The following is a 25,380-nucleotide window of genomic DNA, read 5'->3' on the forward strand; positions in this document are numbered from 1 at the left end:
CCGCGCGGCGCGGCGCGGCGCCGCCCGGACGTAGGCTCGGGCAGTGGACCTCGAGTGGCTGCGCCGGGCGCGGGACCGGATGGACGTGGAGTACGCCCAGCCGCTCGACGTGTTGTCGCTGGCCCGCACCGCGCACATGTCGCCCGGCCACTTCGCCCGCCGGTTCCGGGCCGCGTACGGCGAGACGCCGTACCAGTACCTGATGACCCGCCGCATCGAACGGGCCAAGGCGCTGCTGCGGCGTGGCGACGTCAGCGTCACGGACGCCTGCCTGCGGGTCGGCTGCACCTCGCTGGGCTCGTTCAGCAGCCGGTTCACCGAGCTGGTCGGGGAGACGCCGCGCGCGTACCGGGCCCGCGACCACCGGGCCGTCGCCGTCATCCCCGGCTGTGTGGCGCGTGGCCTGGGACAACCGGTCAGTTTCGGAGAAGCCCGCCCGGTGTCGCCGGCCTAGCGTGGGACGCATGACGAACTCGCTGTCGCACTGCTTCCTGACCGTCCACGACTACGACGAGGCGCTGCGGTTCTACCGCGACGTGGTCGGCCTCGAGGTCCGCAACGACGTGACCTTCGAGGACAACCGCTGGCTCACGCTCGGCGCCCCGGACCAGCCGGGCGTCGAGATCGGCTTCATGATCCCCGGCTACTTCCCGCACACCTCGGGCGCCGACCGGCAGGCCACCGCGGACCTGCTGGCCAAGGGGCTGCTGCCGGGCATCATCTTCCGGACCGGCAACTGCGACGAGACGTTCGAGAAGATCCGGGCGACCGGCGCCGAGGTCCTGCAGGAGCCGGTGGACCAGCCGTACGGGGTGCGCGACTGCGCGTTCCGCGACCCCTCCGGCAACATGGTCCGCTTCTCCGAACGCGCGGCCTAGGTTCGGCCTCGCACCCACGAGAGCCACGAGACGGAACCTGGCCGACCCGTTCACGCCTGCCCGCAGCTTGGTGGTCGCCGGAGTTCGGTGTGGGGGCGGCGCGTCGCGGCACCGTGCTTGGTGCGGCTGGTGGCGAGTGCGTGTGGTCTTCGGGCGCGCGCCTCACGCACGCTGCGTCGGGGTGGTGGGGCGTGTGGGGTTGTGGTGCGGTGCGGGCCGCAGTTCAGCACGGTGGGTTGGGGGTGGTGGGGCGTGTGGGGTTGTGGTGCGGTGCGGGCCGCAGTTCAGCACGCCGTGTCCGGGGTTGCTGGGCGTGTGGAGTTGTGGGGCGGTGCGAGCCGCGTCAAGCGTCCAAGATACGCATTCGAATGCCGCAAACCAGACAAGCCGTGCCGCTGAAGGGGTCAACCGCCCAGCCGGCGCCTCCTTATCGGGACGGCGGGAGACCGCTGGGTGCATCGAGGCCGCCGGTGAGCCAGGACCGCCGGGCGCGCGGGGCTGCCAGGCGCGCCGGGGCTGCCGGGCGCGCCGGGGCTGCCGGGCGCGCCGGCCGGGCGGCCGTCGCCGGATAACTAACCGCCGGTGGGGGCCGTGCGGGTGTCCACGCGGACCGGCAGCGAGACCGCGTAGCCGGCGGTCACGTCCCCGGTCGCGGTGCCGAGCTGGGTGGCGCCGCCGTCGTCGCCGAAGACGTTGTCGCTCGCCAGGGTCAGCGCCGCGAGGTTCCCCACGGACGCCTGGTAGCCGGTTTCGGCGTACACCTTGTCGCAGGCCTCCTTCGGCAGCGCGACCTGCGACGTGGCGATCGCGTTGCCGGCGTCGGCCAGGCCGGCCCGGTCCGGGTAGACCTCGAAGTGCAGGTGCGGCCACCGCCCGGCGTAGCAGCCGGGGAAGACGGTGGTGAAGCGCACCCGGCCGGAGCCGTCGGCGATCTGGACGCCGCGCAGGTAGTTCTGGTCCTCGACGCCCTCGGAGTAGAGCGAGTAGCGGCCCTCGCGGTCGCAGTGCCAGAGGTAGACCGCCGTCCCGGCGAACGGCCGGCCGCCGTTCGCGACGTCCAGGACGGTCAGTTCCAGGGTCATCGGCACGCCCTCCGCGGTGCCGTCGGCGGCGCCGAAACTGGAGCGCAGGTCGCTGCGGACGATGCCGCTGTCGTCCAGGACGTTCGGCCCGTTGGATCCGTCGCCCGGGTACGGCCCGCCGGTCTCGTCGGGAATCTCCCCGGACGTCGCCGTCGCGGTCGTGGCGGTCGGCGGCTCCCCGTCCGACGTGCCGCCGCACGCCGCCAGGCCCAGCGTGGTGGCGCCGAGCCCGAAGGCCCGGAGCAGCTGCCGGCGGTCCAGCAGCGTCCCGAGGTCGAAACCGAGTCCCTGGTCGACGACCTCGTCGTCCGGCCGGGGCAGTGGGCGCCCCCGGTAGTGCGGCTGGCGGGGCTGCTGCATGGTTCCTCCGATGCGGGTCACGTCCGGTGCTGGAACCAACGTGCCGCAGGAACCAAGGAATCGGCTGGGTATCCGCTGTGTGCCGGCCCCGGACCGACCCGCTGCCCGGGGCCGGCGCGGGTCAGTCCGTCACCTTCCCGGTGACCGTGCCGAGTGGCAGCGCGTCGCCGTGGCCGCTGCGGGCCAGCTCGAAGCGCACCTGCTCGGCCGGCTCGGTCACCCCGTCGGCCACGGTCGGCACCGTGAGGTCCGCGGTCAGCTGGCCGGCCGGCACCCGGATCCGGGGCCGCAGGTTCGTCCCGGACAGCTGCCGGGACGGCTCGGGGTCCTCGAACGCCTGCTCGCGGAACCAGTCCGGTTCGACGTCCGAGCTGGACAGTTCCGGCGCGCCGGAGAGCGGCACCGGGGTCGCGACCATGTACAGGTCGGTGTCGGCCGTCGTGGACAGGGTGAGCCGCCAGGTCAGCTTGCCGCCCTCGGTGACCGAGTCGGCCACCGTGGTCACCGTCACGGCGGGCACCGGATCGTCCTCGACCACCTTGACGGTGCTCCCGTAGTCGCCGATCACCAGCCCGCGCACCACCTTGATGCCCACCGGATAGCCCCGGTCGCCGCTGAACCGGGTGTTGCCGGCCACCGGGATGGGGATCGGGATGGACGTGGTCTCCGGCGTCACGGTGGCCAGCCAGGACTGGCTGTCCCAGGTCACCGCGTCGGTCACGAACACCCGGACCTGACCGGTGCCGCTGCCGGTGACGCTGACCGGGACCTGGTGGGTACGGGTGCCGGAGTCGCCCTCCTGGACCGGCGTGAGGCTGCCCACGTCGATGCGCGCCAGACCGGTCGCCTGCGGGTCCGGTGTGCCCGGCTGCCAGCCCCAGGCGTCGAGCAGCCACGCCTTGCCGGCGGTGCCGCGCGGGATCAGCTCCAGCTGGACGACCGACTGCGCGGCGGCCAGCGGCACCCGGACCTCCTGCCCCCAGTGCTGGGTCAGGATCGTCGAGCCGGGCAGCCCGTCCACCTGCACGTCGCCGAGTTCGGTGCGCCGGCCCGCGTCGTCGGTGACCGCGACGCCGAAGCGGGTGCCGGTGGTGTTCGGCGGTACCGCGATCCGCATCGTCACGGCGCCGCTGACCGGGACCGCACGCGGCGGCCGCATGGTGATCGTCTGACCGGCGGCGGACCACTCCATCGCCACCGCCCGCCGGCCGGGTTCCGGGTTGAGCCCGGCGAACGACACGAAGTGCGGGGTCAGCGCCAGCCACGACGGCGGCGGGATGCACGCCTGGGTCCGGTCCTCGGTCACCTCGGCGCAGAGCCGTCCCGCGCCGGTCACCTGGACCGCCTCCTCCGGGACCACCAGCGGTGTCCGGGCGCCGCCGATGGCGTGGCTGAGCACCCGGGCCGGGTCGGCCGACGGCGCCCGTACGCCGGTGCCGTCCAGCAGCGGGCGGACCTGGTCGTCGCCGTCCACGAACAGGCGCGCGGCGGCGGCGATGTAGGTGGCGCCGGCCTTCTGCTGCTGCGCCGCGGTGAGCCGGGTCGCCTTGCCCGGGGTGCAGACCGGGTCGCCGGCCTCGGTCGGGAAGTCGTCGTACGCGGGCGCGGTGGCCTGTCCGGGCGTCCACTCGGAGTTGAAGTAGTTGTGGTTCGCGCCGACCATGAACAGCGCGCTGTGCAGGGCCCGGCCGGTGCTCACCCCGGAGGTGGCGTCCACGTACATCTGGCCCTGCAGGTCGGAGACGTCGCCGTCGCAACCGGGCAGCAGGGTGGCCGACGGCACGTCGGGCACCGGATTGTGCCCGAAGACGGTGGGTCCGATCAGCAGCGTGCCGCGAACGGTCCAGCGCACGGTGCCGCGGTAGTCGTCCTGGCCGGCCGGGGGTGGCGTGAGGCTGTCCATCGCGGCCCGGTTCACTCCCTCACCGCCGCGCGAGTGCCCGACCAGCAGGACCCGGGACAGGTCCGCCGGGGGTGCCGCCTGGACCGCGGGCGGTGCCGACGGGCGGCCGGTGCCGGACCAGGTGGCCCACCGGTCCAGGTGCATCCGGACCAGCGTGGACCGGGCCTGGGCGCCGGCGTCCTCGGTCACGTTGTCCTGGGCGTTGATCCCGTTGGCCGAGATCGACACGGTGACGTAGCCCTGCGACGCCAGCAGCCGCTGGGCCTCGAGGTAGCCGCGGTGACTGGGCACCATGGCGGTACCGGACGGACACGGCCAGTCCAGCGTGACATTGTTGATCTCGACGCCGCGGTAGCAGGTGAAGTGCCGGCCGTGCAGGAACAGCGCGAGCGGCCGGGCGCCGGGTGCGCCCTCCGGCGCCACCACCACGGCCTGCATCTCGACCGGCTTCGGGTAGCCGGACAGCTGCACCGCGTCCAGCTTGTACTCGCCGCTGACCGTCCGGTAGGTCCCGGGCAGGCCGGGGTCCACCGCGGCGGCCGCGGCCGGCGGGGGAGCGGGCGGCGGTTCCGTCGAACCCTGCGCCGGCGGCGGACCGTCCAGGCGCCGGCCACCCGCCCGGACCTGCAGCTCGGCGGGCTTCGGCGGCTCGTCCACGACCAGCCGGAAGGTGCGGTGGTCGGTCGTGGTGGGGCGTCCGAGCAGCCGGTCCGCGGCCCAGAACTCGATCGCCGCGTCGCCCGACACCAGCGTCGGCGACGTCCAGGTGAGCGTGTGCCCGTCGACCAGCCGCACGCCCGGCACGCCCGGTGTGCCCGGCGGATCGGGCGGCTCGGCCCACGCCTGACCACCTATCCCGGCCATCAGCGCCGCGGTCACCGCCACGATTGCGAACACTCTCCGCATGTTGCCTCCTATCGACCAACCCCGTCATGTCTAGCCGATAGATTGAAATCCGTCGATAGCTAGCTATGCCACAAGCGTGATCGCGATCGCCGCCATCACGGCCGCGATCAGGGCATCCAGGACCCGCCACGCGGCCGGACGGGCCAGAATCGGCGCCAGCCGGTGCGCGCCCGCGCCGAGTGCGGTGAACCAGACGCCGCTGGCCACCGCCGCGCCGACACCGAACGCCCACCGGTCCGGATGCTGCTGCGCCACCGACCCCAGCAGCAGGACCGTGTCCAGGTAGACGTGCGGATTCAGATAGGTCAGCGCGAGGCAGGTGAGCAGCGTCGCCCGCAACGTGGCCGGGGCCCGGTCGGTGGGCGCGAGCGTGCCGGGCCGCAGGGCGCGCCGCGCGGCCAGTCCCGCGTACCCGAGCAGGAACGCCGCGCCCACCCACCGGATCGCGGTCACCGCGACGGGCTGGGCGGCCACCACGGCGCCCAGGCCGGCGATGCCGGCCACGATCAGGGCGAGGTCGGACAGCGCGCAGATCGCCACCACCGGCAGGACGTGCTCGCGGCGCAGGCCCTGGCGGAGCACGAACGCGTTCTGCGCGCCGATGGCCACGATGAGAACGAGAGAGGCGGCGAAACCGCCGACGGCTGAGGTGAGCACGACCCGACGGTACGGGCGGACGGCGTACCTCTCCAGCTAAAGATTCTGCACTTCGTTTAGCATCGCTTAACGTGGACCCGACCCAGCTGGCGACCTTCCAGGCGATCGTCGACACGGGCAGCTTCGAGGCGGCGGCGCGGGCGCTGCACGTCACGCCGTCCGCGGTGAGCCAGCGGATCAAGGCTCTCGAACAGGACGTCGGCCAGGTGCTGATCCGGCGGGCCAAACCGTGCGAGCCCACCGAGGCGGGCCGGGCGCTGGTCCGGTACGCCGGACAGGTGGCCCTGCTGGAACGCGAGGCGCTGTCCGCGGCCCGCGGCGCGCTGGCCGGCGCCGGCCGTACCCGGATCTCGGTGGTGGTCAACGCCGACTCGCTGCACACCTGGTTCCTGCCGGCGCTGGCCGGCCTGCCCGGCATCGACTTCGACCTGCATCAGGACGACCAGGACCACACCGCCGACCTGCTCCGGGCCGGCACCGCGATGGCCGCGGTCACCGCACAGCACGTCGCCGTGCAGGGCTGCCGGGTGGAACGCCTCGGCGCGATGCGGTACCGGGCGGTGGCCGCGCCGGCCCTCGGCGCGGTGGACTTCGCGACCACGCCGATGATCCTGCTCAACCGCAAGGACCGGTTGCAGCACCGGTTCCTGGCGTCGCTCAACCGCCGCCGGCCGGACCCGCCGATCCACTACGTGCCGGCCGCCGCCGCGTTCGTCGAGGCGATCCGGCTCGGGCTGGGCTGGGCCCTCATGCCGGAGCAGATCGCGGTGCCCGACCTGGCGGCCGGCCGGGTGGTCGAACTGGTCCCCGGCCGCCACCTGGACGTGCCGCTGTACTGGCAGTACTGGCGGATGGAATCGACCGTGCTGAGCGCGCTCACCGGGGCGGTGAAGACCGCGGCCCGGGACGCGCTGCGCTGACGGTGAGCGCCCGACTCGCCCGACCCGTCCGTTGGCGCTGATCAGTCGTTGGCGTGCAGCGCCGCGTTGAGTTCGATGCCGGTGCCCTTGCGGGGGCGGGCCTCCAGCGCCCCGGTCACCGAGTTGCGCCAGAACAACAGGTTGTCGACGCCGGAGAGCTCGCGGGCCTTGACCACCCGGCCGTCCGGCAGGGTGATCTTCGACGACGCGGTGATGTAGGTGCCCGCCTCGATCACGCAGTCGTCGCCCAGCGAGATGCCGACGCCGGCGTTCGCGCCCAGCAGGCTGCGCTCGCCGATCCGCACCTTGTCCTTGCCGCCGCCGGAGAGCGTGCCCATGATCGAGCTGCCGCCGCCCACGTCGGAGCCGTCGCCGACCACCACGCCCTGCACGATCCGGCCCTCGACCATCGACGTGCCGAGCGTGCCGGCGTTGAAGTTGACGAACCCCTCCTGCATCACCGTGGTGCCGGTGGCCAGGTGGGCGCCCAGCCGGACCCGGTCGGCGTCGGCGATCCGCACGCCGGCGGGCACCACGTAGTCGGTCATCCGGGGGAACTTGTCCACCCCGAACACCGTCAGGTGCCGGCCCGCGGCCCGCTCGATCAGGCGCAACTCGTCCACCCGGTCCGGCGGGCACGGCCCGGCGGAGGTCCAGGCCACGTTCGCCAGGTGCCCGAAGATGCCGTCCAGGTTCTGCGCGTTCGGCCGCACCAGGCGGTGCGACAGCAGGTGCAGACGGAGGTACGCGTCCGCCGCGTCCTTGATCGGGTCGGCCAGCGAGCCGATCACCGTGCGCACCTCGACCGTGGACAGGCCGGCCAGCGCCCGCGGACCGGTCAGCCCGGCGGGCAGCGTCGGCGCCTCGGCGGGCTCCGCGCCCAGTCCCAGGAAGCCGGTCGGGTACCAGGTGTCGAGCACCTGGCCGGCGGCGGTGACGGTGGCCAGCCCGATGCCCCAGGCGGGCGAGGTCGAGATTTCGGTAGTCACGATCGAGACCCTACCGAAAGCGCCTGGTCGCTATCGCGAGGGAGGTTCACCGGCGGCCGGTATGGTGCGCCGTATGGGCAACAACCCGCTGACCTCGGACGTGCTGGTGGACCCGGTCGTGCTCACCCGCACCTTGGTCGACATCGAGTCCGTCTCCCGCAACGAGAAAGTGATCGCCGACTGTGTGGAGGAGGTCCTCCGCCAGACGCCGCACCTGAGCGTGGACCGGCTCGGCAACACCGTGATGGCGCGCACCGATCTGGGTCGCGCCCAACGGGTGGTGCTGGCCGGGCATCTCGACACGGTGCCGATCAACGACAACTTCCCGTCCACCGTCGTGGACGACCTGATCTACGGCTGCGGTACGTCCGACATGAAGTCCGGCGTGGCGCTGGCGCTGCACCTGGCCGCGACGCTGCCGGACCCGGGCTACGACGTCACCTACCTGTTCTACGAGGCGGAGGAGATCGAGTCCGCGTACAACGGGCTGCACCTGGTCTCGCAGGCCCATCCGCAGTGGCTGGAGGCCGACTTCGCGGTGCTGCTCGAACCGACCTACGGGGTGGTGGAGGCCGGCTGCCAGGGCACCCTGCGGGTGCTGGTGCACACCACCGGGCGGCGGGCACACACCGCGCGGTCGTGGCGCGGGGTCAACGCGATCCACGCGGCGGGCGAGGTGCTGCGGCGGCTCCAGGACTACCGTCCGCGCACGGTCTCCATCGACGGGTGTACGTACCGTGAGGGACTGAATGCGGTCCGCATCTCCGGCGGGGTGGCCGGGAACGTGGTCCCCGACGCCTGCACGGTGGAGGTCAACCTGCGGTTCGCGCCGGACCGCACCGAGGAGCAGGCGCTGGCCCACGTCCGCGAGGTGATGGAGGGCTTCGAGATCGAACTGACCGACTCGGCACCCGGCGCGCTGCCCGGCCTCGGCGCGGCACCGGCCCGGGAGTTCCTGGCCGCGGTCGGCGCCGAGCCGGCCGCCAAGCTGGGCTGGACCGACGTGGCCCGGTTCGCCGCCCTGGGCATCCCGGCGCTGAACTACGGGCCGGGCGACCCGCTGCTCGCGCACGCGCCGGACGAGCACGTGGAGATCGGCAAGATCCGGGACGGTGCCGCCACGTTGCACCGCTGGCTGGCCGCCCCGTAGACCGGGAGGACCCCGGGCGGTCAGATCGTCTCGGCGACCGCCCGGCCGATCGCGCGCGGCGATATCTCCACGGTCGCTTCCGGGTCGAACGGGGTCTCGGCGGCGAACGGCGGGAGCGCGCGGGACATCCGCCGCTCCTCCACCACCTGGCGGATGCGCCGCTGCATGCGGCGCTGCATCTTGATGCGTTCGTATCGAGTCGTCACGGTGGCTCCTCTGCCTGCCGTGGGCGTTGGTAACTGTACAGACGCTCGAGAGCTACCGTCCGTTGCCTCAATCTGGCAAAAAGGTTCGGACGCCGCAATCCCGTTGCCGAAACCAGACCGGTTATTCACCGGTTACGGACCGTCCGCACTACCGTGGGGGCCATGACGGACAGCACCAACGGGCGACCCCGTGCGGAGTCGGAGCGTCATCGCGGAGCGGTCACGCTGCGACGTGACTCGATACCGGCGAGCACCGCGGACGAGAAGCTTCTCGACTCGCACCACCGGCGCGAGTGGAAGACCAAGGACGCCTGGCGGGCCCTGCGCATCCTGTCCGAGTTCGTCGAGGGCTTCGACACCCTGGCCGATCTGCCGCCCGCCGTCAGCGTGTTCGGCTCGGCCCGCAGCAAGCCGGACAGCCCGGAGTGCGAGCTGGCCGCCGACCTCGGCGCGGCACTGGCCGAGGCGGGGTACGCGGTGATCACCGGCGGCGGGCCCGGCGTGATGGAGGCGGCCAACCGCGGCGCCACCGAAGCCGGCGGGATGTCCGTCGGGCTCGGCATCGAGCTGCCGTTCGAACAGGGACTCAACGACTGGGTCGACATCGGCATCGACTTCCGCTACTTCTTCGTCCGCAAGACCATGTTCGTCAAGTACGCGCAGGCGTTCGTCGTGCTGCCCGGCGGCTTCGGCACGCTGGACGAGCTGTTCGAGGCCATCACGCTGGTGCAGACCAAGAAGGTCACCCGGTTTCCGGTGATCCTGATGGGCACCGAATACTGGGCCGGGCTGCTCGACTGGATGCGCGAGCGGCTGCTCCCGGACGGCAAGGTGGGCCCCGCCGACCTGGACCTGATCCAGCTCACCGACGACGTGGACGAGGCGGTGCGCATCATCGTGGCCGCGGCGGACGCCGCGGCGACCGAGAACGGAAAGCAGTGACATGGCGGCGATCTGCGTCTTCTGCGCCTCCTCCAACACCATCGAGCAGCGCTGGCTGGACCTGGCCGCGGACACCGGCCGGGAACTGGCCGCCCGCGGCCACACGCTCGTCTCCGGCGGCGGCTGCGTCGGCATGATGGGCGCGGTGGCCGACGGCGCCCGGCAGGGCGGCGCACACACCCTCGGGGTGATCCCACAGTCCCTGGTGGACCTGGAGGTCGCCGACACCGCCGCGGACGAACTCATCGTCACCGCCGACATGGGCACCCGGAAGAACCTGATGATCGACCGGTCCGACGCGTTCATCACGCTGCCCGGCGGCCTCGGCACGCTCGACGAACTGTTCGAGGTGTGGACCACGGCGACGCTCGACCTGCACCGCAAGCCGATCGTGCTGGTCGACCCGGACGGCTTCTACGCGGGCCTGATGACCTGGCTGGCCGGCCTGGCGGACGCGAAGTTCGTCCGGCGGGCGGCGCTGGACCAGGTGGTCGTGGTGAATTCGGTGACCGCCGCGCTGGACGCCGTGGAAGCGGTCGCCTGACCGGACGGCCCCGCGGCACGGGGCCACGGGCGGCGGACCGGCGTGGAAAACTTGCCGGCATGCCCCCGCCACGGGCGACACTGCTGCAGGTCGCGCAACGGGCCGGCGTGTCCCGGAGTACGGCCTCCTTCGTGCTGACCGGACGCCACGTCGACATGCGGATCTCCGAGGACGCGCGGCAACGGGTGCTGCGGGCCGCGCAGGAATTCGACTACCGGCCCAATCTGATGGCCCGCAGCCTGCGCACCAAGGTGACCCGGACGATCGCGCTGGTGTCCGACACGATCGCCGCCGACCCGTACGCCGGCCGGGCCGTCCACGGCAGCCTGGCCGCCGCGGTGGCACACGGGCACCTGCTGCTGATCGGCGAGACCGAGGGCGATCCGCGGATCGAGGAACGCCTCATCTCCGACTTCATCGACCGGCAGGTCGACGCGTTCGTGTACGCCAGCATGGTCACCCGGCAGGTGCGCGTCCCGGGACTGCTGCACGGCCACCCGGTGGTCCTGCTCAACTGCCTGACCGGGGCGCACCGGCCGACGCACCACGCGGTGGTCCCGGACGAGCTGGCGGCCGGGCACGCCGCCGCCACGGTGGTCCTGGACGCCGGACACCACAGCGGCATCTACCTGGTCGGACGGCCGGCGGACCAGGTCTTCGCGGGCCGCGAGCGGATGACCGGCATCGCCGCCGGGCTGGCCGCCGCCGGAGCCCGGCTGGCCGGCACCATCGAGTGTGACTGGTGGCCGGACCCGGCGTACGACGCGGTGCTCGGCGCGCTCACCGGCGGACTCCGGCCGCACGTGCTGATCTGCCTGAACGACCGCATCGCGCTGGGTGCGTACCAGGCGTTGCGTGCGGCCGGGTGCGCCATTCCGGGCGACGTGTCGGTGGTCTCGTTCGACGACTCCGAACTCGCCGCCTGGCTCCGGCCGCCGCTGACCAGCATCGCGCTGCCGCACTACCAGCTCGGCCGGCGAGCCGTCGAACTGCTGCTCGGCCCGCCGTCCGAGCCGGCCGTGACCCGGGTGCCGATGCCGGTACGCCGACGTGCCTCGATCGGTCGGCGGTAGTCCACCTTGCGGGGGAGGGTCAGCGCGCGCCCGTACCGCTAGCGTCTTCTGTCATCGCAGATCACGGGAGTGGTGGATGACGCGGAAGCGGGTGCTGGTGGTCGGGGCCGTCCTGGTCGCCGCGGCTCTCGGCGCGCCGGCCGCCGGGGTGCTCGGCCCCGGCGGGGTGCTCAAGCCCGGTCGCGTGTACACCGACGGCCCGGCGCCGGGCGGCCGGTCCGCACCCGAGGTGGAGGGACAGACCCCGGTCGTGCCGGTACCCGTGGTGCCGGCCCCGCCCGCCGCGCTGGCCGGCAACCCCGCCGCCGACGACGCCGTACCGCCCGGCCGCTCCGCGCCGGTGGTCACCCGGAGCGTGGCACCGGGCGGCACCGGCGGCACGGCCGTGGTCACCCAGGTGCCGCCGGCGCCGCCCGTCCAGCCGACCCCGGAAGCACCCGGTCCACTCCCGAACGACCAGCCGGCCGAGACCCCGGCCACCGAGGGCGCCGCGGCCACGCCGCCCCGGGAGGCCCCCACGTTCCCGACCATCGCGCCCGACCCGGCCGACACCGGTCCGGCGGCACCGCAGATGCCGGAGGAAGAGATCGACCCGGCCGACCAGTGACGGCGCCGCGAGCCGGCGTCGTACCCGCGTGGTGTCATTGACGTCGTGAGCATTCCGGTGACGTCCGCGGCCGTGCGCGGCCCGGCCTACCGTCTGGTCCGGCGCCGCCGGCCGGCGGTGGCCGCCCTGCGCGACGACCCCCTCCAGCGGTACGCGGTGGCGCACACCGACGGTCCGCTGCTGGTCGTCGGCGGACCGGGCACCGGCAAGACCACCGTGCTGGTGGAGGCGGTGGCGGCGCGCATCGCGTCCGGTGTCGACCCGGAACGCATCCTGGTGCTCACGTTCGGCCGCCGCGGAGCCGCCGCGCTCCGCGACCGCATCGAGGCGCGGATCGCCGGTGACCCCGGCCGCATCGTGCACGAGCCGCTGGTCCGCACGTTCCACGCCTATGCGTTCGGGCTGCTGCGCCGGGCCGCCGCCGAGCGCGGGGAACCGTCCCCGCGCCTGCTCACCGGCCCCGAACAGGACCTGGTCATCCGCGAGCTGCTCGCGGTCGTCGGCGACGCCGAGGCCGACGACCCGATCGGCTGGCCGGCCGCGTTGCGCCCGGCGCTGCCCACCCGCGCCTTCGCCCAGCAGCTGCGCGACCTGATGCAGCGCGCCGCCGAGCGCGGGGTCGGCCCGGTCGAGCTGGCCCGCCTCGGTGAACGCCTGGGCCGCGACGACTGGCCGGCCGCCGCCCGCTTCCTCCGGGAGTACGTCGCCGTGCTCGCGCTGCGCGACGCCACCACCCGCGGTTCCACCGCCTACGACCCGGCCGAGTTGGTCCGCGCCGCCTCCGGCCTGCTCGCCGACGACCCCGCCCTGCTGGAGGCCGAGCGGCGCCGGCTGGAGTACGTCTACGTCGACGAGCTGGCCGACACCGACCCGGCCCAGGTGGAACTGCTGTCGCTGGTGGCGTCCGGGGGCAAACCGCTGGTCGCGTTCGGTGATCCCGACTCCTCGGTGTACGGCTTCCGCGGCGCCGACCCCGACGCGGTGCCGAACTTCCCGCTCCGGTTCCGGACGGCATCGGGGGCGCTGGCCGAGACCGTGACGCTGCACACCAGCTACCGCGCCGAGCCCACCCTGCTGGCGGCGACCGGCCGGGTGGCGCGGCGGATGCGCGGCCCGGTCACGCACCGGGCACTGCATCCGCCGCCTCCGGAGGCCGTCCCGGACGGCGAGTCCGCGCGCCTCGCGGAGGCCGTCCCCGATGGCGAGTCCGCGCGCCTCGCGGAGGTCGTCCCTGACGGCGAGTCCGCGCGCGTCGCGGCGGCGGTGCCGGGCGGGGCGCTGGTGCGCACGTTCCGCTCCGCGACCAGCGAGAGCGCCTACGTGGCGCACGTGCTCCGCGAGGCCCACCTGCTGCACGGCGTGCCCTGGTCCCGGATGGCCGTCCTGCTCCGGTCCACCTCGCTGCAGCTGCCGTCGTTGCAGCGTGCGCTCGCCGCCGCCGGCGTGCCCACGGTGACCCATGCCGAGGATCTGCCGCTGCACCTGCAGCCGGCCGTCGCACCGTTCCTGCTGCTGCTGAGGTGCGCGCTGGAACCGGACACGCTCGACGAGGAGGCGGCCGTCGCGCTGCTGCACTCGCCGCTGGGCCGGGCGGACCCGCTGGCCGAGCGGCGGCTGCGGCAGGGACTGCGGGCGCTGGCGCTGGCCGCCGGTGACCGCCGGCCGTCCGGCGAGCTGCTCCTCGACGCGCTGCGCGACCCGGCCGGACTCGACATGGTGGAGCGCCGCTGGGCGCTGCCCGCGCAGACCGTCGCCCGGCTGATCGCCACCGCGCGGGAGGCCGCCGCGGCGCCGGGCGCCACCGCCGAACAGGTGTTGTGGACGGTGTGGCGGGCCAGCGGCCTGGCCGACCGGTGGTATTCGCTGAGCACCCGCGGAGCGCCGGTCGAACCGGGCGGCGAGGGCGGCCGGGCGCGGCAGTGGCGGGCCGAGGCCGCCGACCGGGATCTGGACGCGATGGTGGTGCTGTTCGACGCGGCGGCACGTTTCGTGGACCGGCTGCCCGGCGCGCGCACCGAGGTGTTCCTGGACCACGTCCTCGGCCAGGACCTGCCGGCCGACTCGATCGCGCCCAGCGCCGACCGGGGCGAGGCGGTGCGGCTGCTCACCGCGCACGCGGCGAAGGGCCTGGAGTGGGACGTGGTGGTGCTGGCCGGCGTGCAGGAGGGCATCTGGCCCGACCTGCGGTTGCGCGGCAGCCTGCTGGGTTCCGAACGCCTGGTCGACTACCTCGCGGGCCGCGCGGCGTCCGGGGCGGCGGCGGTGGTGGGCCAGACGTCGGCGCTGCTGGACGAGGAACGGCGGCTGTTCTATGTGGCGGCGACCCGGGCCCGCCGGCGCCTGGTGGTCACGGCGGTCGCGTCGGCCGGGGTGGGCGGTTCGGACGGCGAGGAGCAGCCGAGCCGCTTCCTGACCGAGCTGGCGATGCCGGACCGCGGCCCCGCCGACCCACCGCCGGACGACACCCCGCCGGAGCCGGACGACACCCCGCCGGACGACATCCCGCCGGAGCCGGATGGCACGCCGCCGAGCCTGCCGGACGACGGGTCGCCGGAGCCGGATGGCACGCCGCCGGATGACGGGTCGCCGGGGCCGGACGAGCGGTCTGCGGCCGGCATCCCCGCGCAGCCCGACGGTGGCCCGCCGGGAGACGGCCCGGCGACGGAGCCGCCCCCGGCCGCCGACGAGGACCCGGACGGGGAGCTGGAGGCCGGACGGCCGCCGCGGGCGTTGACGCTGGCCGCCCTCGTGGCCGAACTCCGTACCGCGGTGGTGGACCCGCACGCCACCCCGGCCCGGCGGCACGCCGCGGCCGCGGAACTCGCCCGGCTGGCCGCGACCGGCGTGCCGGGCGCCCATCCGGACGAGTGGTGGGGGTTGCGCCTGCTCTCCGACGACCGGCCGCTGGTCGACGAGGGCGAGCCGGTCAAGGTCACGCCGTCCGCCATGGACAGCGCACTGCGGTGCAGTCTGCGCTGGCTGCTCGAACGGCACGGCGGTGCGGCACCGGCCGGCCCCGCGCAGGGCGTCGGCAACCTGGTGCACGCGGCCGCGATGCTGGCCGAGGACGCCAACGCCGACCGGGAACGCCTGGTCGAGTACGTCTCGGCCCGCTTCGACGCGATCGAGCTGGCCGCGCGCTGGCTGGCCGGGCCGGAACAGGAGCGGGCTCAGGCCATGGTGGACAAGCTGCTCCGCTGGCTGGCCCGCAACCCACGCCGGCTGCTCGCCATCGAGCACGAGTTCACGGTACGGCTGGACGACCCGGCCCGGCCGATCCAGCTCACCGGCCGGGTCGACCGGCTGGAGGTGGACGAGGACGGCCGGCTCGTCGTCATCGACCTGAAGACCGGCAAGTCCACCGCGGTGACCGCGTCCGACGTGGCGGACCACGCGCAGCTTGCGGGCTACCAGGCGGCGGTGGACGCGGGGGCGTTCGCGGACTTCGGCACGGAGAGTGGCGGCGCCGCGCTGGTGCAGCTGGGCCCGACCAAGGAGGCCCGCGAGCAGATGCAGCTGCCGCTGGCCGAGGCCGAGGACCCGGGCTGGGCGTACGCCATGGTCCGGCGTACCGCGGACACCATGGCGGCGGCTACCTTCTCCGCCGTGGCCAACGCGAAGTGCCGGGTCTGCCCGGTGTCCACCAGCTGCCCGGTGTCCGGCAAGGGCCGGCAGGTCGTGGAACCGGACGGTGCGGCTTGACCCAGCCCAGCCTGTTCGCGGAACCCGCCGCGAACCGTCGTCCGCGTGCCGACGCCGGGCCCCGCTACACGCCGCTCGAACTGGGCCGGCTGCTGCGGCTGCACGCGCCCACCCCGGAGCAGACCGCGATCATCGCGGCGCCGGTGGAACCGGTCCTGGTGGTGGCCGGTGCCGGGTCCGGCAAGACCGAGACGATGGCGTCGCGGGTGGTCTGGCTGGTCGCCAACGGGTACGCCCACCCGGACGAGATCCTCGGCCTGACGTTCACCCGCAAGGCGGCCGGCGAGCTGGCGCACCGGGTCCGTACCCGGCTCGGGCAGCTGGTCCGGCGGCTGGGCCGGGACGAGGCGTTCGCCGGGGAGCCGACGGTGGCCACGTACCACTCCTACGCCGCGCGGGTGGTCACCGAGCACGGCCTGCGTGCCGGGTACGAACCGTCCGCGCGCCTGCTCACCGAGGCGGCCCGCTGGCAGATCGTGGACTCGTTGGTGCGCTCGTACACCGGGGAGATGACCGGCCTGAACCGGGCGCCGACCACCGTCACCGACGACGTGCTGGCCCTCGCCGGTGAACTCGCCGAACACCTGGTGACGCCGGACGACCTGGCCGCCTGGACCGGGCGGTTCTTCGCCGAGGTGCAGTCGCTGCCGGGCCGGGCGTACGCCGACGTCACCGACGTGCTGCAGCGCCAGCAGCACCGGCTCACCCTGCTGCCCCTGATCCGGCTGTACGCGCAGCGCAAGCTCGACCTGGAGGCGATGGACTTCGGCGACCAGATGGCCCGCGCCGCCCGGGTCGCCCGGGACCATCCGGAGGTCGGCGCGATCGAGCGCGGCCGGTTCAAGGTGGTGCTGCTGGACGAGTACCAGGACACCAGCCACGCCCAGGTGGTGATGCTGAACGCGCTGTTCGGCGGCGGTCACCCGGTGACCGCGGTGGGCGACCCGTGCCAGTCCATCTACGGGTGGCGCGGCGCGTCGGCGGGCACACTGGAGCGGTTCCCCACCGAGTTCACCGGCCCGGGCGGCCGGGCGGCCTGGGTGCTGAACCTGACCCGCAGCTGGCGCAACCGGCCGGAGATCCTGCGTGTCGCGAACGCGCTGTCCGCCCCGCTGCGCACGGCCGGCGCCCGGGTGGCCGAACTGGTGCCGGCGCAGCGGGTCGCGTCCGCGGTCGGCGGGCGCACGGTGACCTGCGCGTTGCTGCCGACGTACGCGGACGAGGCCGGCTGGATCGCCGACTCCATGCTCACCGCCTGGCGGCTGGCGGCCGGCCTGCCGGACGCGCCGGCCACCGAGATCCCGCTGGACAAGCGCCCGACCAGCGCGGTGCTGGTCCGGGTGCGCAGCCAGATCCCGGCGATCGAGGAGGCGCTGCGGGCCCGCGGCCTGCCGGTCGAGGTGGTCGGCCTGGGTGGCCTGCTGGACACCCCGGAGGTACGCGACGTGGTGTGCACGCTGCGGGTGTTGGCCGACCCGACCGACGGCGCGGCGCTGCTGCGGCTGCTGACCGGGGCACGCTGGCGGATCGGGCCGCGGGACCTGGTGGCGCTGCACCGGCGGGCCCGGGGGATCGCCGCCACCCGGGCGGCCGCCACCCACCAGGCCCGCGGCACCGGGCCGGAGGAGGTGGTCGCGGACCGGCTGGACGACGCCACCCTGGTCGAGGCGATGGCCGACCTGGGCGCGCCGCAGCAGTACTCGGCCGAGGGGTACGCGCGGCTGCGGGCGTACGCCCGGGAGATGGCGGAACTCCGGCTGCGCCTGGACCAGCCGCTGCCCGACCTGGTGGCGGACATCGAACGCACCATCGGCCTGGACGTCGAGGTGGCGGTGCGCGGCTGGGGCGCGGGCGACGCCGGCCTGGCCCGCGGTCACCTGGACGCGCTGGGTGACGTGGCGGCCCGCTACGCCGGCGAGACCGACGGCGGCACGCTGGCCGGGTTCCTCGCCTTCCTGTCCGCGGCCGAGGAGGAGGAACGCGGGCTGGAACCGGGCCAGGTGGACGTGGTCGAGGGCGCGGTGCAGGTGCTGACCGCGCACGCGGCGAAGGGCCTGGAGTGGGACGTGGTCTCGGTGGCCGGGCTGTGCCGGGGGGTGTGGCCGGGACAGGTGCGGTCGTCCGACCATTACCTGAAGGGGCTGGGCGTGCTGCCGTTCCCGTTGCGCGGCGACGCCGACGGGCTGCCGGAGCTGGACCTGTCCGGTGCGGCGGACCAGAAGGACGTCGCGGCGGCGGTGACCGCGTTCGGCCGGGCCTGGCGGGAGCACGACGAGCGGGAGGAGCGCCGGCTGGCGTACGTGGCGGTGACCCGGCCCCGCCGGTTGCTGCTCTGCTCCGGCTACTGGTGGGGCGACGGGGTGAAACGGCCGCGCGGCCCGTCGCCGTTCCTCGAGGAGATCCGGGCGACCTGCGCCGACGGTGCCGGGGTGGTGGACGTGTGGACGCCGGAGCCGGCGGCGGACGCCACCAACCCGAGCGCCGAGCTGGTGGCCACCGCGGAATGGCCGGCCGACCCGCTGGGCGCCCGCCGCCCGGCCATGGCGGCGGCGGCCGATCTGATCCGCCGCATGATCGCCAGCCCCGATCCGGAGGCGGCGGCGTCGTTCGCCGACCTGGCGGAGAGCGATCCCGAGGTGGGCGCGGAAGCGGGCCGGGCCGCCGATCTCGTCGGCCTGCCCGAGGAACCGGACGATCCGGACATCGCCCGGTGGCGGCGGGAGGCGACCCTGCTGCTGGCGGAGCGCGCCGAACGGGCCCAGCGGGACGGGCCGATCGAGGTGGCCGTACCCGCGCATCTCTCGGTCTCGCAGCTGGTCGTGCTGCGCCGCGACCCGCAGGCGCTGGCCCGCTCGCTGCGCCGGCCGCTGCCGCAGCGCCCGGCGCCGCAGGCCCGCCGGGGCACCGCCTTCCACGCCTGGCTGGAGCAGCGGTTCGGGTCGGCGCGACTGCTGGACGTCGACGAGTTGCCCGGCGCGGCCGACGACGACGCCGCGGCCGACGACGACCTGGCGGCGCTGCAGGAGGCGTTCCTGGCCGGCGAGTGGGCGCAGCGGGTGCCGGTCGAGGTGGAGGTGCCGTTCGCCACCACGATCGCCGGGGTGGTGGTGCGGGGCCGGATGGACGCGGTGTACGCCGACCCGGGCGGCCGGTTCGACGTCATCGACTGGAAGACCGGACACCGGCCGACGTCGGCGGCGGACGGGGCGGCGGCGGTGGTGCAGCTGTCCGCGTACCGGATCGCCTGGGCCTCGCTCGCCGGGGTGCCGGTGTCGCAGGTGCGGGCCGGTTTCCACTTCGTCCGGGACGGGGTGACCGCCCGGCCGGCCGATCTGCTGGACGCGGCCGCGCTGGCCGCCCTGCTGGAGGATCTGCCGGAGCTCGACGGTCCCGGATAGGGACGCGGTCCCGGCCGGGGGACGCCCGCTCCGCACTCAACCGCCGAGGGCCCGGGAACCATCCACCACGCCGGCCGCCACGGTCAGCGTTCCGGCCGCGGTGTCGAGCGTCGCCCGCGTGCCGAACGGCACCGTCAACTGCCCGTTGCCGTGCCCGATCCGCAGTCCGCCGAGCACCGGCACCCCTAGGTCGCCGAGCCGGTCCTGCACGGCCTGCGCCGCGGTCCACTGCCCGGCGGTGCCGGTGGCGTTGGTGAACTGGCCGACCGCCACCCCGGCGAGGTGCTTCAGGATGCCGGCGCGGCGCAGGTGGGTCAGCATCCGGTCGTAGCTGTACGGCGCCTCGTCGACGTCCTCGAAGACCAGGATCGCCCCGCGCAGGTTCGGCAGGTCCGGGGTGCCGATGCTGGCCTGCAGCATGGTCAGGTTGCCGCCCAGCAGGGTTCCGGTGGCGGTGCCGGGCACCTCCACCGCGGCGCTCGGCTCGGCCGGGTCCCGGGTGAGCACGATCGGTGCCGTGGTCGTCAGCGCCGAGCGCAGCGACTCGATCTCCACCGGGCCGGTGCGCGCGTCGGTCCAGTTCACCATCGGGCCGTAGAAGCTGACCAGCCGGGCGCCACGCCAGAGCCGGCCGATCAGCGGGGTGAGGTCGCTGAACCCGACGAACACGCGCGGATCGCGGCGTACCGCGGCCAGGTCGAGTCCGTCCAGGATGCGCTGGGTGCCGTATCCGCCGCGGGCCGCGAAGACGCCCCGGACGCCCGGGTCGGTGAACGCCGCGTTCAGGTCGGCGAGGCGGGCCTCGTCGGTGCCGGCCAGGTAGCCGTACCGGTCGTAGAGGTGCGCGCCGCGCTCCACGACCAGGCCGAAGCTTTCCAGGATCGCGATGCCGCGGTCCAGCCGTGCGTCCGGCACGCCGGCCGGCGCCACGACCCGGACCCGGTCACCGGGACGCAGCGCGGGTGGCCGGACCGCCTTGCGGGTGGGGGCGGCCACCGCGGAGGTGCCGGCCAGTGGGGCGGCGGTGCCGGCCACCGCGGCGCCGATCAACGTGCGGCGGGTGAGGGTCATTCCGGGAGACTTCCCGGGCCCGGGTACGCCAGTCAAGGACATCGATCTGTGCGGTGCGTGATCACGCACCGGCCGCGGTGAGCAGATGCAGCAGGGCGGCCGCGTACGCCTCTTCGGCGGTGGGCGCGGTGAACGTGTGGTCCGCGCCGAGCAGGTGGGTGTCCACCGCGTAGCCGGCCGCGGCCCGGTGCAGGGTCCGGAACGTGCCGCCGAGCAGCTCCCGTAACTGCTCCTCGCGCGGCAGCCACAGTGCCTCGTCGAGTTCCACGTCGTCGAGGGCCCACTCGGTGGTGCCGTTGAATCCGATCACCTGGCCCTCGGGCACGGTGTAGACCTCGATCGTCATGTTACTGAGGACGAAGACCTCGTCGTCGAGGTCCCGATCGGGGATCGCGAACCGGTCACCGGGCGTTGGCTTCCAGGTCAGTCCGGCTTCCCGAAGTTGTTGCGCCACATGCACGCCGATCACCGATCGCCCTCCTCCGTCGTGCTAGGCTCCGTTGCGTTGTCAGTTTGGTTCCCAAGTACTCAGGAGCGCCTGTGGGGGATTCTGCCCCAGGCGCTCTTTGTCGTAACCCGGGTGTTTCCGGTACGGGCGATCAGTACGACAGCACGAGACTCGCGAATTGCGGGTCTTACCACCTCGTTTCCGGCCATAATGGCCGGGGGCGATCGACCGTCGAGGAGACGAGCATGGTTACGGGCGTTGTGAAGTGGTTCAACGCGGACAAGGGCTTCGGGTTCATCACCCCGGACGACGGCGGCGCCGACGTCTTCGCCCACTTCTCCGCGATCCAGTCCTCGGGTTACCGGAGCCTGGACGAGAACCAGCGGGTCGAGTTCGAGGTCACGCAGGGCCAGAAGGGCCCGCAGGCCGCGAACATCCGTCCGCTCTGAGCTAACGGACACACCGGCGCCGCATCCCCCTCGGGGTGCGGCGCCGCGTCATGTCCAGCCGCGTCATATCCACCGGCGACCGTGGTGGGTCAGCCGGCACGGGTGGTGGTGCACGGCGCGGTGAGCACGGATTCCCGCCGGAACCGGCCCGGTGCGACGCCGAATTCGCGGCGGAAGGCGGCCGCGAAGGCGAACTCGTTGGCGTATCCGGCCTGCCGGGCGACGGCCGCCAACGGTGCCTCGGTCTCGCGCAGCAGGCGGGCGCCGCGGGCCAGCCGGGCGCCGATCACGTACGCCATCGGCGGCTTGCCCGCCGCCTCGGTGAAGCGCCGGGTGAACGTGGTCCGGGACATCCCGGCCGCCTCGGTCAGCCGGCGTACCGTCCACGGCTCCTCCGGCCGGCTGTCGATCAGCCGCAGCGCGGTGGCGATGCCGGGGTCGACGTCGGGCCGGTCCGCCTCGTGCTGGTCCTGCCACAGCCGCAGCAGTTGCACCAGCAGCAGGTCGATGAGCGCGCCCCGGGTCGCCTGGGCACCGGGCCGGGCCGCCGCGACGTCGTCGGCGAGCAGCGCGGTCAGCGAGCGGAGAGCCGCGGCCCGGTCGTCCGCCGGGGACAGCACGACGGTGGCCGGTAGTCCCTGCAGGAACCGGTGCACCTGTCCGCGGCCGAGGCGGTAGGCGCCGCACAGGAACTCCACGTCGTGCGGCCCGGGACCGCTGGGCTCGGCGCTCATCGGCGCCTCCGGCAGCGCGGCCAGCGTGCACGGCGTGGGGCTGAGCCCGTGTTCGTCGCCGGCCGGGGAGAGCACGATGTCGCCCCCGGAGACCGCTACCGGTGGCCCGGCGGCCGGGATCAGCCAGCCCGAGCCGTGCAGCAGGACGTGGAAGCCGACGCCGGTGAACTGCACGTAGCGCCGGCCCCAGTCCCCGGACTCGCCGATCCGGCGGGCGAACGCCTGCCCGGTGCGCACGCTGCCGATCACGTCGCTGATCACGTCCATCGGCGGATGGTAGCCGCGCACGCGCGTCCCAGGCGCGAACGCGTATGCGCGGTGGACGATCGGACATGGTCCGGCGGGCCTTTGTGATCTTGACTGGGTCATCGTGACGACAGAGACCACCACCGACGTGTTCACCATCCTGGCCGCGCACGCGCAGCGGACCGAGGAACGGCAGCGGCCCGCCGCGGAGAGCCTGCGGGCCGCCCGCGATGCCGGGGCGTTCGCGCTGCGGACCCCGCCGGCCTACGGCGGCGCCGGCGCGGGCGCCGAGACCGTCGCCGCCCGCCTGGCCGAGTGGGGGCGCGCCTGTCCCTCGACCGCCTGGATCGCCGGTACCTGCGCCACCGCCAAGACCCTGGCCGCGACGCTGTTCACCGGCCCGGCCGGGGCCGAGATCTTCGCCGACCCGGACGCGCTGGCCTGTGGTTCCGGCCGGCCGGGCGCCCGGGGCGAGCGCCGGCCGGACGGGGTGCTGGTCAACGGGCGGTGGCCGGCGGTCTCCGGTTGCGAGGACGCCGCCTGGGCCTCCCTGGCCGTCCTGGTGGACGGGACGTTCCACCTGGCGGTGGTGCCAATGGGAAACCTGACCATCGAGCCGACCTGGCAGATGGCCGGGATGCGCGGCACCGGCAGCCATACCCTGGTGGCGGAGAACGTGCTGGTCCGGGCCGACCGGATCGCGCCGCTCGACATGCGGAACAGCTCCGACCGGCTGCTGTTCGGCATCACCGTGCTGGGCCCGGTGGTGGGCGCGGCCCGCGGCGCGCTGGACGTCATCGGCGCGATGTTCGCCTCGGACCGGGCACCGTTTATGACCGCCTACACCCGGATGGGCGAGTCACCGGGGGCGCGGCAGTGGCTGGCCGAGGCCACGCACCTGGTGGACCGCGCCGGGCGGACGATGACCGAGGTCGCCCGGGCGGCCGACTCGGGTGCCGCGACGACCCCCGCCGACGGTGTACGCCTGCACATGGACCTGGCGGACGCGGGCCGGGACTGCCGCGCCGCCCTGGAACGGATGCTCGACCTGCACGGTTCAGCCGGGTTCGCCGACTCGAACCCGTTGCAGCGGTACTGGCGCGACGTCGCGGTCGGCAGCCGGCATCCGCACCTCAACCCGTACCTGGCGGTCGAGAACTACGGCCGGACGGTGGCCGGGGAGGCGTAGCCCGGCCACCGCGCACGGCTCACGCCTCGGCGGCCTCCGCGGTCGCGGCCGGCAGCGGCGCGGTGCCGCCCAGGTGGGCGGGCAGCCACCAGCGATCGTCCGGTCCGGCCGGCTGCTCCGGGTACGCCCGCTGCACCGAGTCGAGCAGCACGCTCAGCCGCCCGCTGAGGATCTGCGTGATGGCGTCGGGTGACGTGCCGCGGGGCATCTCCACCGGTTCGCCGACCGAGATCAGCACGGGTACGTGCCGCTTGGTCAGTTCCTTCTTGCGGCCCTTGGTCCAGAGGCGGTGCGGCCCCCACACCGCCATCGGGATCAGCGGCACCTTGGCGGTACGGGCCAGCCGGGCGGCGCCCGACTTCATCTCCTTGACGGTGAACGACTCACTGATCGTGGCCTCGGGGAAGACGCCGACGATCTCGCCGTTCTTGAGCGCCGTGGTGGCCGCCCGGAACGCCGCGGTGCCGGCCTCGCGGTCCACCGGGATGTGCCGCATGCCGCGCATCAACGGACCGCTGATCCGGTGGTCGAACACGCTCTTCTTCGCCATGAACCGCACCAGGCGCTTGGACGGCTGGGCGGCCAGGCCGCAGAAGATGAAGTCGAGGTAACTGGCGTGGTTGCTGGCCAGCACCGCTCCGCCGGTGGTCGGGATGTTCTCCGCACCGTCGATGGTGATCTTCAGGTCGAGCACCCGGAACATGGTCTTGGCAGCACCGATGACCGGGGGATACACGAGGTCCATGTGAAGAAGGTAACCGCCCAACCTGAACCCGGCCTGCGCAGAGTGCAACCATCTCGCCCTCCGCGACGTCTTAGAGATGACTGCGTCGAAGGCAAACCCACGGGGAGGCATAGATGGACACCCGCTATACCCGCGCCGCACGCCGGGAGATGGCGCTCGTGTTGTTCCTCGCCGTGACCGGCATCGCCCTGGTCACGCTGGTCGCCTTCGCACCCTGGTACGAGCCGATGGTGATGGGGTAGGCACCTGGCACCCGTCGTGGTGTTCACTGGTAGGCGTGTCCGAGCCCACGCAGACCTTCTCCTGGCAACGGCCGGGCGGTCCGTGGGCGTCCGGCATGGTCACCGCTCCGTCCGTACCCCCGCTGACTCCGCCGCCGCCCGACCCGCCGCGACCGCCGGGCCCGGACGGACCGCAACGGCGCCGGCGGCAGATGATGATCTTCGCTGGGATCGCCGGTGCGATCCTCGCGGCCGGCCTGGCCGTCGTCCTGGTGCTGGTGTTGTCCGGTGAGGGGGACGCGTTCGGCCGGGACCGGGCCGAAGCGCCCACCGACGTGCGGCCGCCGCTCGCGCGGGCATGCCCGCCGCCGACCGGGGTACCCGAGGCCGCGCCGTCCGGTCCGCCGGTCGCCGCACCGCCGGCCGGCCCGCGGACCGTCGACGACGAGGCCGGCATCTCCTACGCGGCGTACGGGGCCCCCTGGGAGACCTGGAATCAGGTGTGGCGGGCCGGCACGCTGCAGGTGCCGTACCGCAAGGGCCAGCATTTCGTCACCGAGAGCTACAGCGGCGGGCAGTACCACGCCTCGATCCTGTCCGCGGCGGTCCCGGCGGCCAACAACGACGCGGTGACCCTCGACCTGGAGTGCGTGGGCCGGCAGGTGGCGGCGGACGTGCGGGCCGAGTACTACCCGCAGCCGAACACCATGGAGCCGCTGCGCGACGCGCTCACCACGCTGGGCGGGCGGCCGGCGTGGGTCAGCAAGTTCCGGCTGACGTTCTCCGCGCCCGGCCTGTCGGCCACCGACGAACTGTCCGCGGTGGCGGTCGTCGACGTGGGCAAGACGACGGCGGCCGTGCTCTACGTGTCCATCCCGGGCACGCACCGGCATCTCGACCCCGTGGTCGACGACGTGCTGAAGTCGGTGCGCCCGCTCTGACGTCCGCCGCCGCGCGACG

23 protein-coding genes are annotated in these 25,380 nt (G+C 74.1%); 14 read left to right on the forward strand and 9 right to left on the reverse strand.

Translation table 11 applies throughout. The features are described from left to right. The first annotated feature begins 79 nt into the window (after nucleotides 1-79). Nucleotides 80-454, forward strand: coding sequence for a helix-turn-helix transcriptional regulator (locus tag LDL48_RS10735; protein WP_225255093.1), 375 nt, complete (start codon nucleotides 80-82; stop codon nucleotides 452-454). Nucleotides 455-464: 10 nt separating this feature from the next. Then, entirely contained in the window at nucleotides 465-878 is a 414-nt protein-coding gene (locus LDL48_RS10740) for a VOC family protein (RefSeq protein ID WP_225254899.1), read from the forward strand. Nucleotides 879-1,450: 572 nt separating this feature from the next. Here the strand turns inward: LDL48_RS10740 and LDL48_RS10745 are convergent. From LDL48_RS10745 to LDL48_RS10755, 3 genes are all read right to left on the reverse strand, one after another. Beyond that, on the reverse strand, nucleotides 1,451-2,320 hold the full coding sequence (locus LDL48_RS10745; protein WP_225254900.1) for a dioxygenase family protein: 870 nt from the start codon (nucleotides 2,318-2,320) through the stop codon (nucleotides 1,451-1,453). A 121-nt stretch (nucleotides 2,321-2,441) separates the two neighbouring features. Next, entirely contained in the window at nucleotides 2,442-5,129 is a 2,688-nt protein-coding gene (locus LDL48_RS10750) for a hypothetical protein (RefSeq protein ID WP_225254901.1), read from the reverse strand. A gap of 63 nt (nucleotides 5,130-5,192) precedes the next feature. Further along, nucleotides 5,193-5,786: a LysE/ArgO family amino acid transporter gene (locus LDL48_RS10755; RefSeq protein ID WP_225254902.1), complete on the reverse strand. Its 594-nt coding sequence runs from the start codon at nucleotides 5,784-5,786 to the stop codon at nucleotides 5,193-5,195. A 71-nt stretch (nucleotides 5,787-5,857) separates the two neighbouring features. Here LDL48_RS10755 and LDL48_RS10760 point away from each other — a divergent pair, with 71 nt between their 5' ends. Continuing rightward, nucleotides 5,858-6,706, forward strand: a complete 849-nt coding sequence (locus tag LDL48_RS10760; RefSeq protein WP_225254903.1) for a LysR family transcriptional regulator ArgP — start codon at nucleotides 5,858-5,860, stop codon at nucleotides 6,704-6,706. Nucleotides 6,707-6,747: 41 nt separating this feature from the next. On the opposite strand, the gene dapD is transcribed toward LDL48_RS10760, so the two are convergent. After that, the gene (dapD, locus tag LDL48_RS10765) at nucleotides 6,748-7,695 is read right to left on the reverse strand and encodes a 2,3,4,5-tetrahydropyridine-2,6-dicarboxylate N-succinyltransferase (protein WP_225254904.1); all 948 of its coding nucleotides are present in this window, start codon (nucleotides 7,693-7,695) and stop codon (nucleotides 6,748-6,750) included. A 73-nt stretch (nucleotides 7,696-7,768) separates the two neighbouring features. On the opposite strand from dapD, the gene dapE reads away from it, so the two are divergent. Further along, on the forward strand, nucleotides 7,769-8,845 hold the full coding sequence (dapE, locus tag LDL48_RS10770; protein ID WP_225254905.1) for a succinyl-diaminopimelate desuccinylase: 1,077 nt from the start codon (nucleotides 7,769-7,771) through the stop codon (nucleotides 8,843-8,845). 20 nt (nucleotides 8,846-8,865) lie between these two features. Here the strand turns inward: dapE and LDL48_RS10775 are convergent, their stop codons facing one another. After that, a complete protein-coding gene (locus LDL48_RS10775; RefSeq protein WP_225254906.1) occupies nucleotides 8,866-9,051 on the reverse strand; it encodes a hypothetical protein in 186 nt (61 codons plus the stop codon). A 162-nt stretch (nucleotides 9,052-9,213) separates the two neighbouring features. Between LDL48_RS10775 and LDL48_RS10780 the strand changes: the two genes are divergently transcribed. From LDL48_RS10780 to LDL48_RS10805, 6 genes are all read left to right on the forward strand, one after another. Next, entirely contained in the window at nucleotides 9,214-9,993 is a 780-nt protein-coding gene (locus tag LDL48_RS10780) for an LOG family protein (protein ID WP_225254907.1), read from the forward strand. A gap of 1 nt (nucleotide 9,994) precedes the next feature. Beyond that, nucleotides 9,995-10,537 carry an LOG family protein gene (locus LDL48_RS10785; protein WP_225254908.1) on the forward strand — a complete coding sequence of 181 codons (543 nt, stop codon included), beginning with the start codon at nucleotides 9,995-9,997 and terminating at the stop codon, nucleotides 10,535-10,537. A 59-nt stretch (nucleotides 10,538-10,596) separates the two neighbouring features. Next, complete coding sequence (locus tag LDL48_RS10790; protein WP_225254909.1) at nucleotides 10,597-11,610, forward strand: LacI family DNA-binding transcriptional regulator; 1,014 nt, start codon at nucleotides 10,597-10,599, stop codon at nucleotides 11,608-11,610. Between the two features lie 76 nt (nucleotides 11,611-11,686). Next, entirely contained in the window at nucleotides 11,687-12,217 is a 531-nt protein-coding gene (locus LDL48_RS10795; RefSeq protein WP_225254910.1) for a hypothetical protein, read from the forward strand. Nucleotides 12,218-12,262: 45 nt separating this feature from the next. After that, nucleotides 12,263-15,919: an ATP-dependent helicase gene (locus LDL48_RS10800; RefSeq protein WP_372472089.1), complete on the forward strand. Its 3,657-nt coding sequence runs from the start codon at nucleotides 12,263-12,265 to the stop codon at nucleotides 15,917-15,919. Further along, nucleotides 15,916-19,317, forward strand: a complete 3,402-nt coding sequence (locus LDL48_RS10805; protein WP_225254911.1) for an ATP-dependent helicase — start codon at nucleotides 15,916-15,918, stop codon at nucleotides 19,315-19,317. The genes LDL48_RS10800 and LDL48_RS10805 overlap by 4 nt, the downstream gene beginning before the upstream one ends. Nucleotides 19,318-19,353: 36 nt before the next feature. On the opposite strand, the gene LDL48_RS10810 is transcribed toward LDL48_RS10805, so the two are convergent. Together LDL48_RS10810 and LDL48_RS10815 are read right to left on the reverse strand one after the other, a co-directional pair. Further along, complete coding sequence (locus tag LDL48_RS10810) at nucleotides 19,354-20,388, reverse strand: S66 peptidase family protein (RefSeq protein WP_225254912.1); 1,035 nt, start codon at nucleotides 20,386-20,388, stop codon at nucleotides 19,354-19,356. A 61-nt stretch (nucleotides 20,389-20,449) separates the two neighbouring features. After that, nucleotides 20,450-20,857, reverse strand: a complete 408-nt coding sequence (locus LDL48_RS10815) for a pilus assembly protein CpaE (protein ID WP_225254913.1) — start codon at nucleotides 20,855-20,857, stop codon at nucleotides 20,450-20,452. 224 nt (nucleotides 20,858-21,081) lie between these two features. On the opposite strand from LDL48_RS10815, the gene cspE reads away from it, so the two are divergent. Further along, the gene (cspE, locus tag LDL48_RS10820; RefSeq protein ID WP_225254914.1) at nucleotides 21,082-21,285 is read left to right on the forward strand and encodes a transcription antiterminator/RNA stability regulator CspE; all 204 of its coding nucleotides are present in this window, start codon (nucleotides 21,082-21,084) and stop codon (nucleotides 21,283-21,285) included. Nucleotides 21,286-21,374: 89 nt separating this feature from the next. On the opposite strand, the gene LDL48_RS10825 is transcribed toward cspE, so the two are convergent. Further along, on the reverse strand, nucleotides 21,375-22,286 hold the full coding sequence (locus LDL48_RS10825) for an AraC family transcriptional regulator (RefSeq protein ID WP_225254915.1): 912 nt from the start codon (nucleotides 22,284-22,286) through the stop codon (nucleotides 21,375-21,377). A gap of 103 nt (nucleotides 22,287-22,389) precedes the next feature. On the opposite strand from LDL48_RS10825, the gene LDL48_RS10830 reads away from it, so the two are divergent. Then, a complete protein-coding gene (locus LDL48_RS10830; RefSeq protein WP_225254916.1) occupies nucleotides 22,390-23,454 on the forward strand; it encodes an acyl-CoA dehydrogenase family protein in 1,065 nt (354 codons plus the stop codon). Nucleotides 23,455-23,473: 19 nt separating this feature from the next. Here the strand turns inward: LDL48_RS10830 and LDL48_RS10835 are convergent, their stop codons facing one another. Beyond that, the gene (locus LDL48_RS10835; protein ID WP_225254917.1) at nucleotides 23,474-24,199 is read right to left on the reverse strand and encodes a lysophospholipid acyltransferase family protein; all 726 of its coding nucleotides are present in this window, start codon (nucleotides 24,197-24,199) and stop codon (nucleotides 23,474-23,476) included. A 113-nt stretch (nucleotides 24,200-24,312) separates the two neighbouring features. Between LDL48_RS10835 and LDL48_RS43405 the strand changes: the two genes are divergently transcribed. Both LDL48_RS43405 and LDL48_RS10840 read left to right on the forward strand, forming a co-directional pair. Next, nucleotides 24,313-24,441 carry a hypothetical protein gene (locus LDL48_RS43405; RefSeq protein ID WP_255627938.1) on the forward strand — a complete coding sequence of 43 codons (129 nt, stop codon included), beginning with the start codon at nucleotides 24,313-24,315 and terminating at the stop codon, nucleotides 24,439-24,441. A gap of 35 nt (nucleotides 24,442-24,476) precedes the next feature. After that, nucleotides 24,477-25,361: a hypothetical protein gene (locus LDL48_RS10840; protein WP_225254918.1), complete on the forward strand. Its 885-nt coding sequence runs from the start codon at nucleotides 24,477-24,479 to the stop codon at nucleotides 25,359-25,361. Nucleotides 25,362-25,380 lie beyond the last annotated feature (19 nt).

Source organism: Jidongwangia harbinensis, from assembly GCF_020216025.1.
In the GTDB taxonomy this organism is placed as follows: Bacteria; Actinomycetota; Actinomycetes; order Mycobacteriales; family Micromonosporaceae; genus Actinoplanes; species Actinoplanes harbinensis.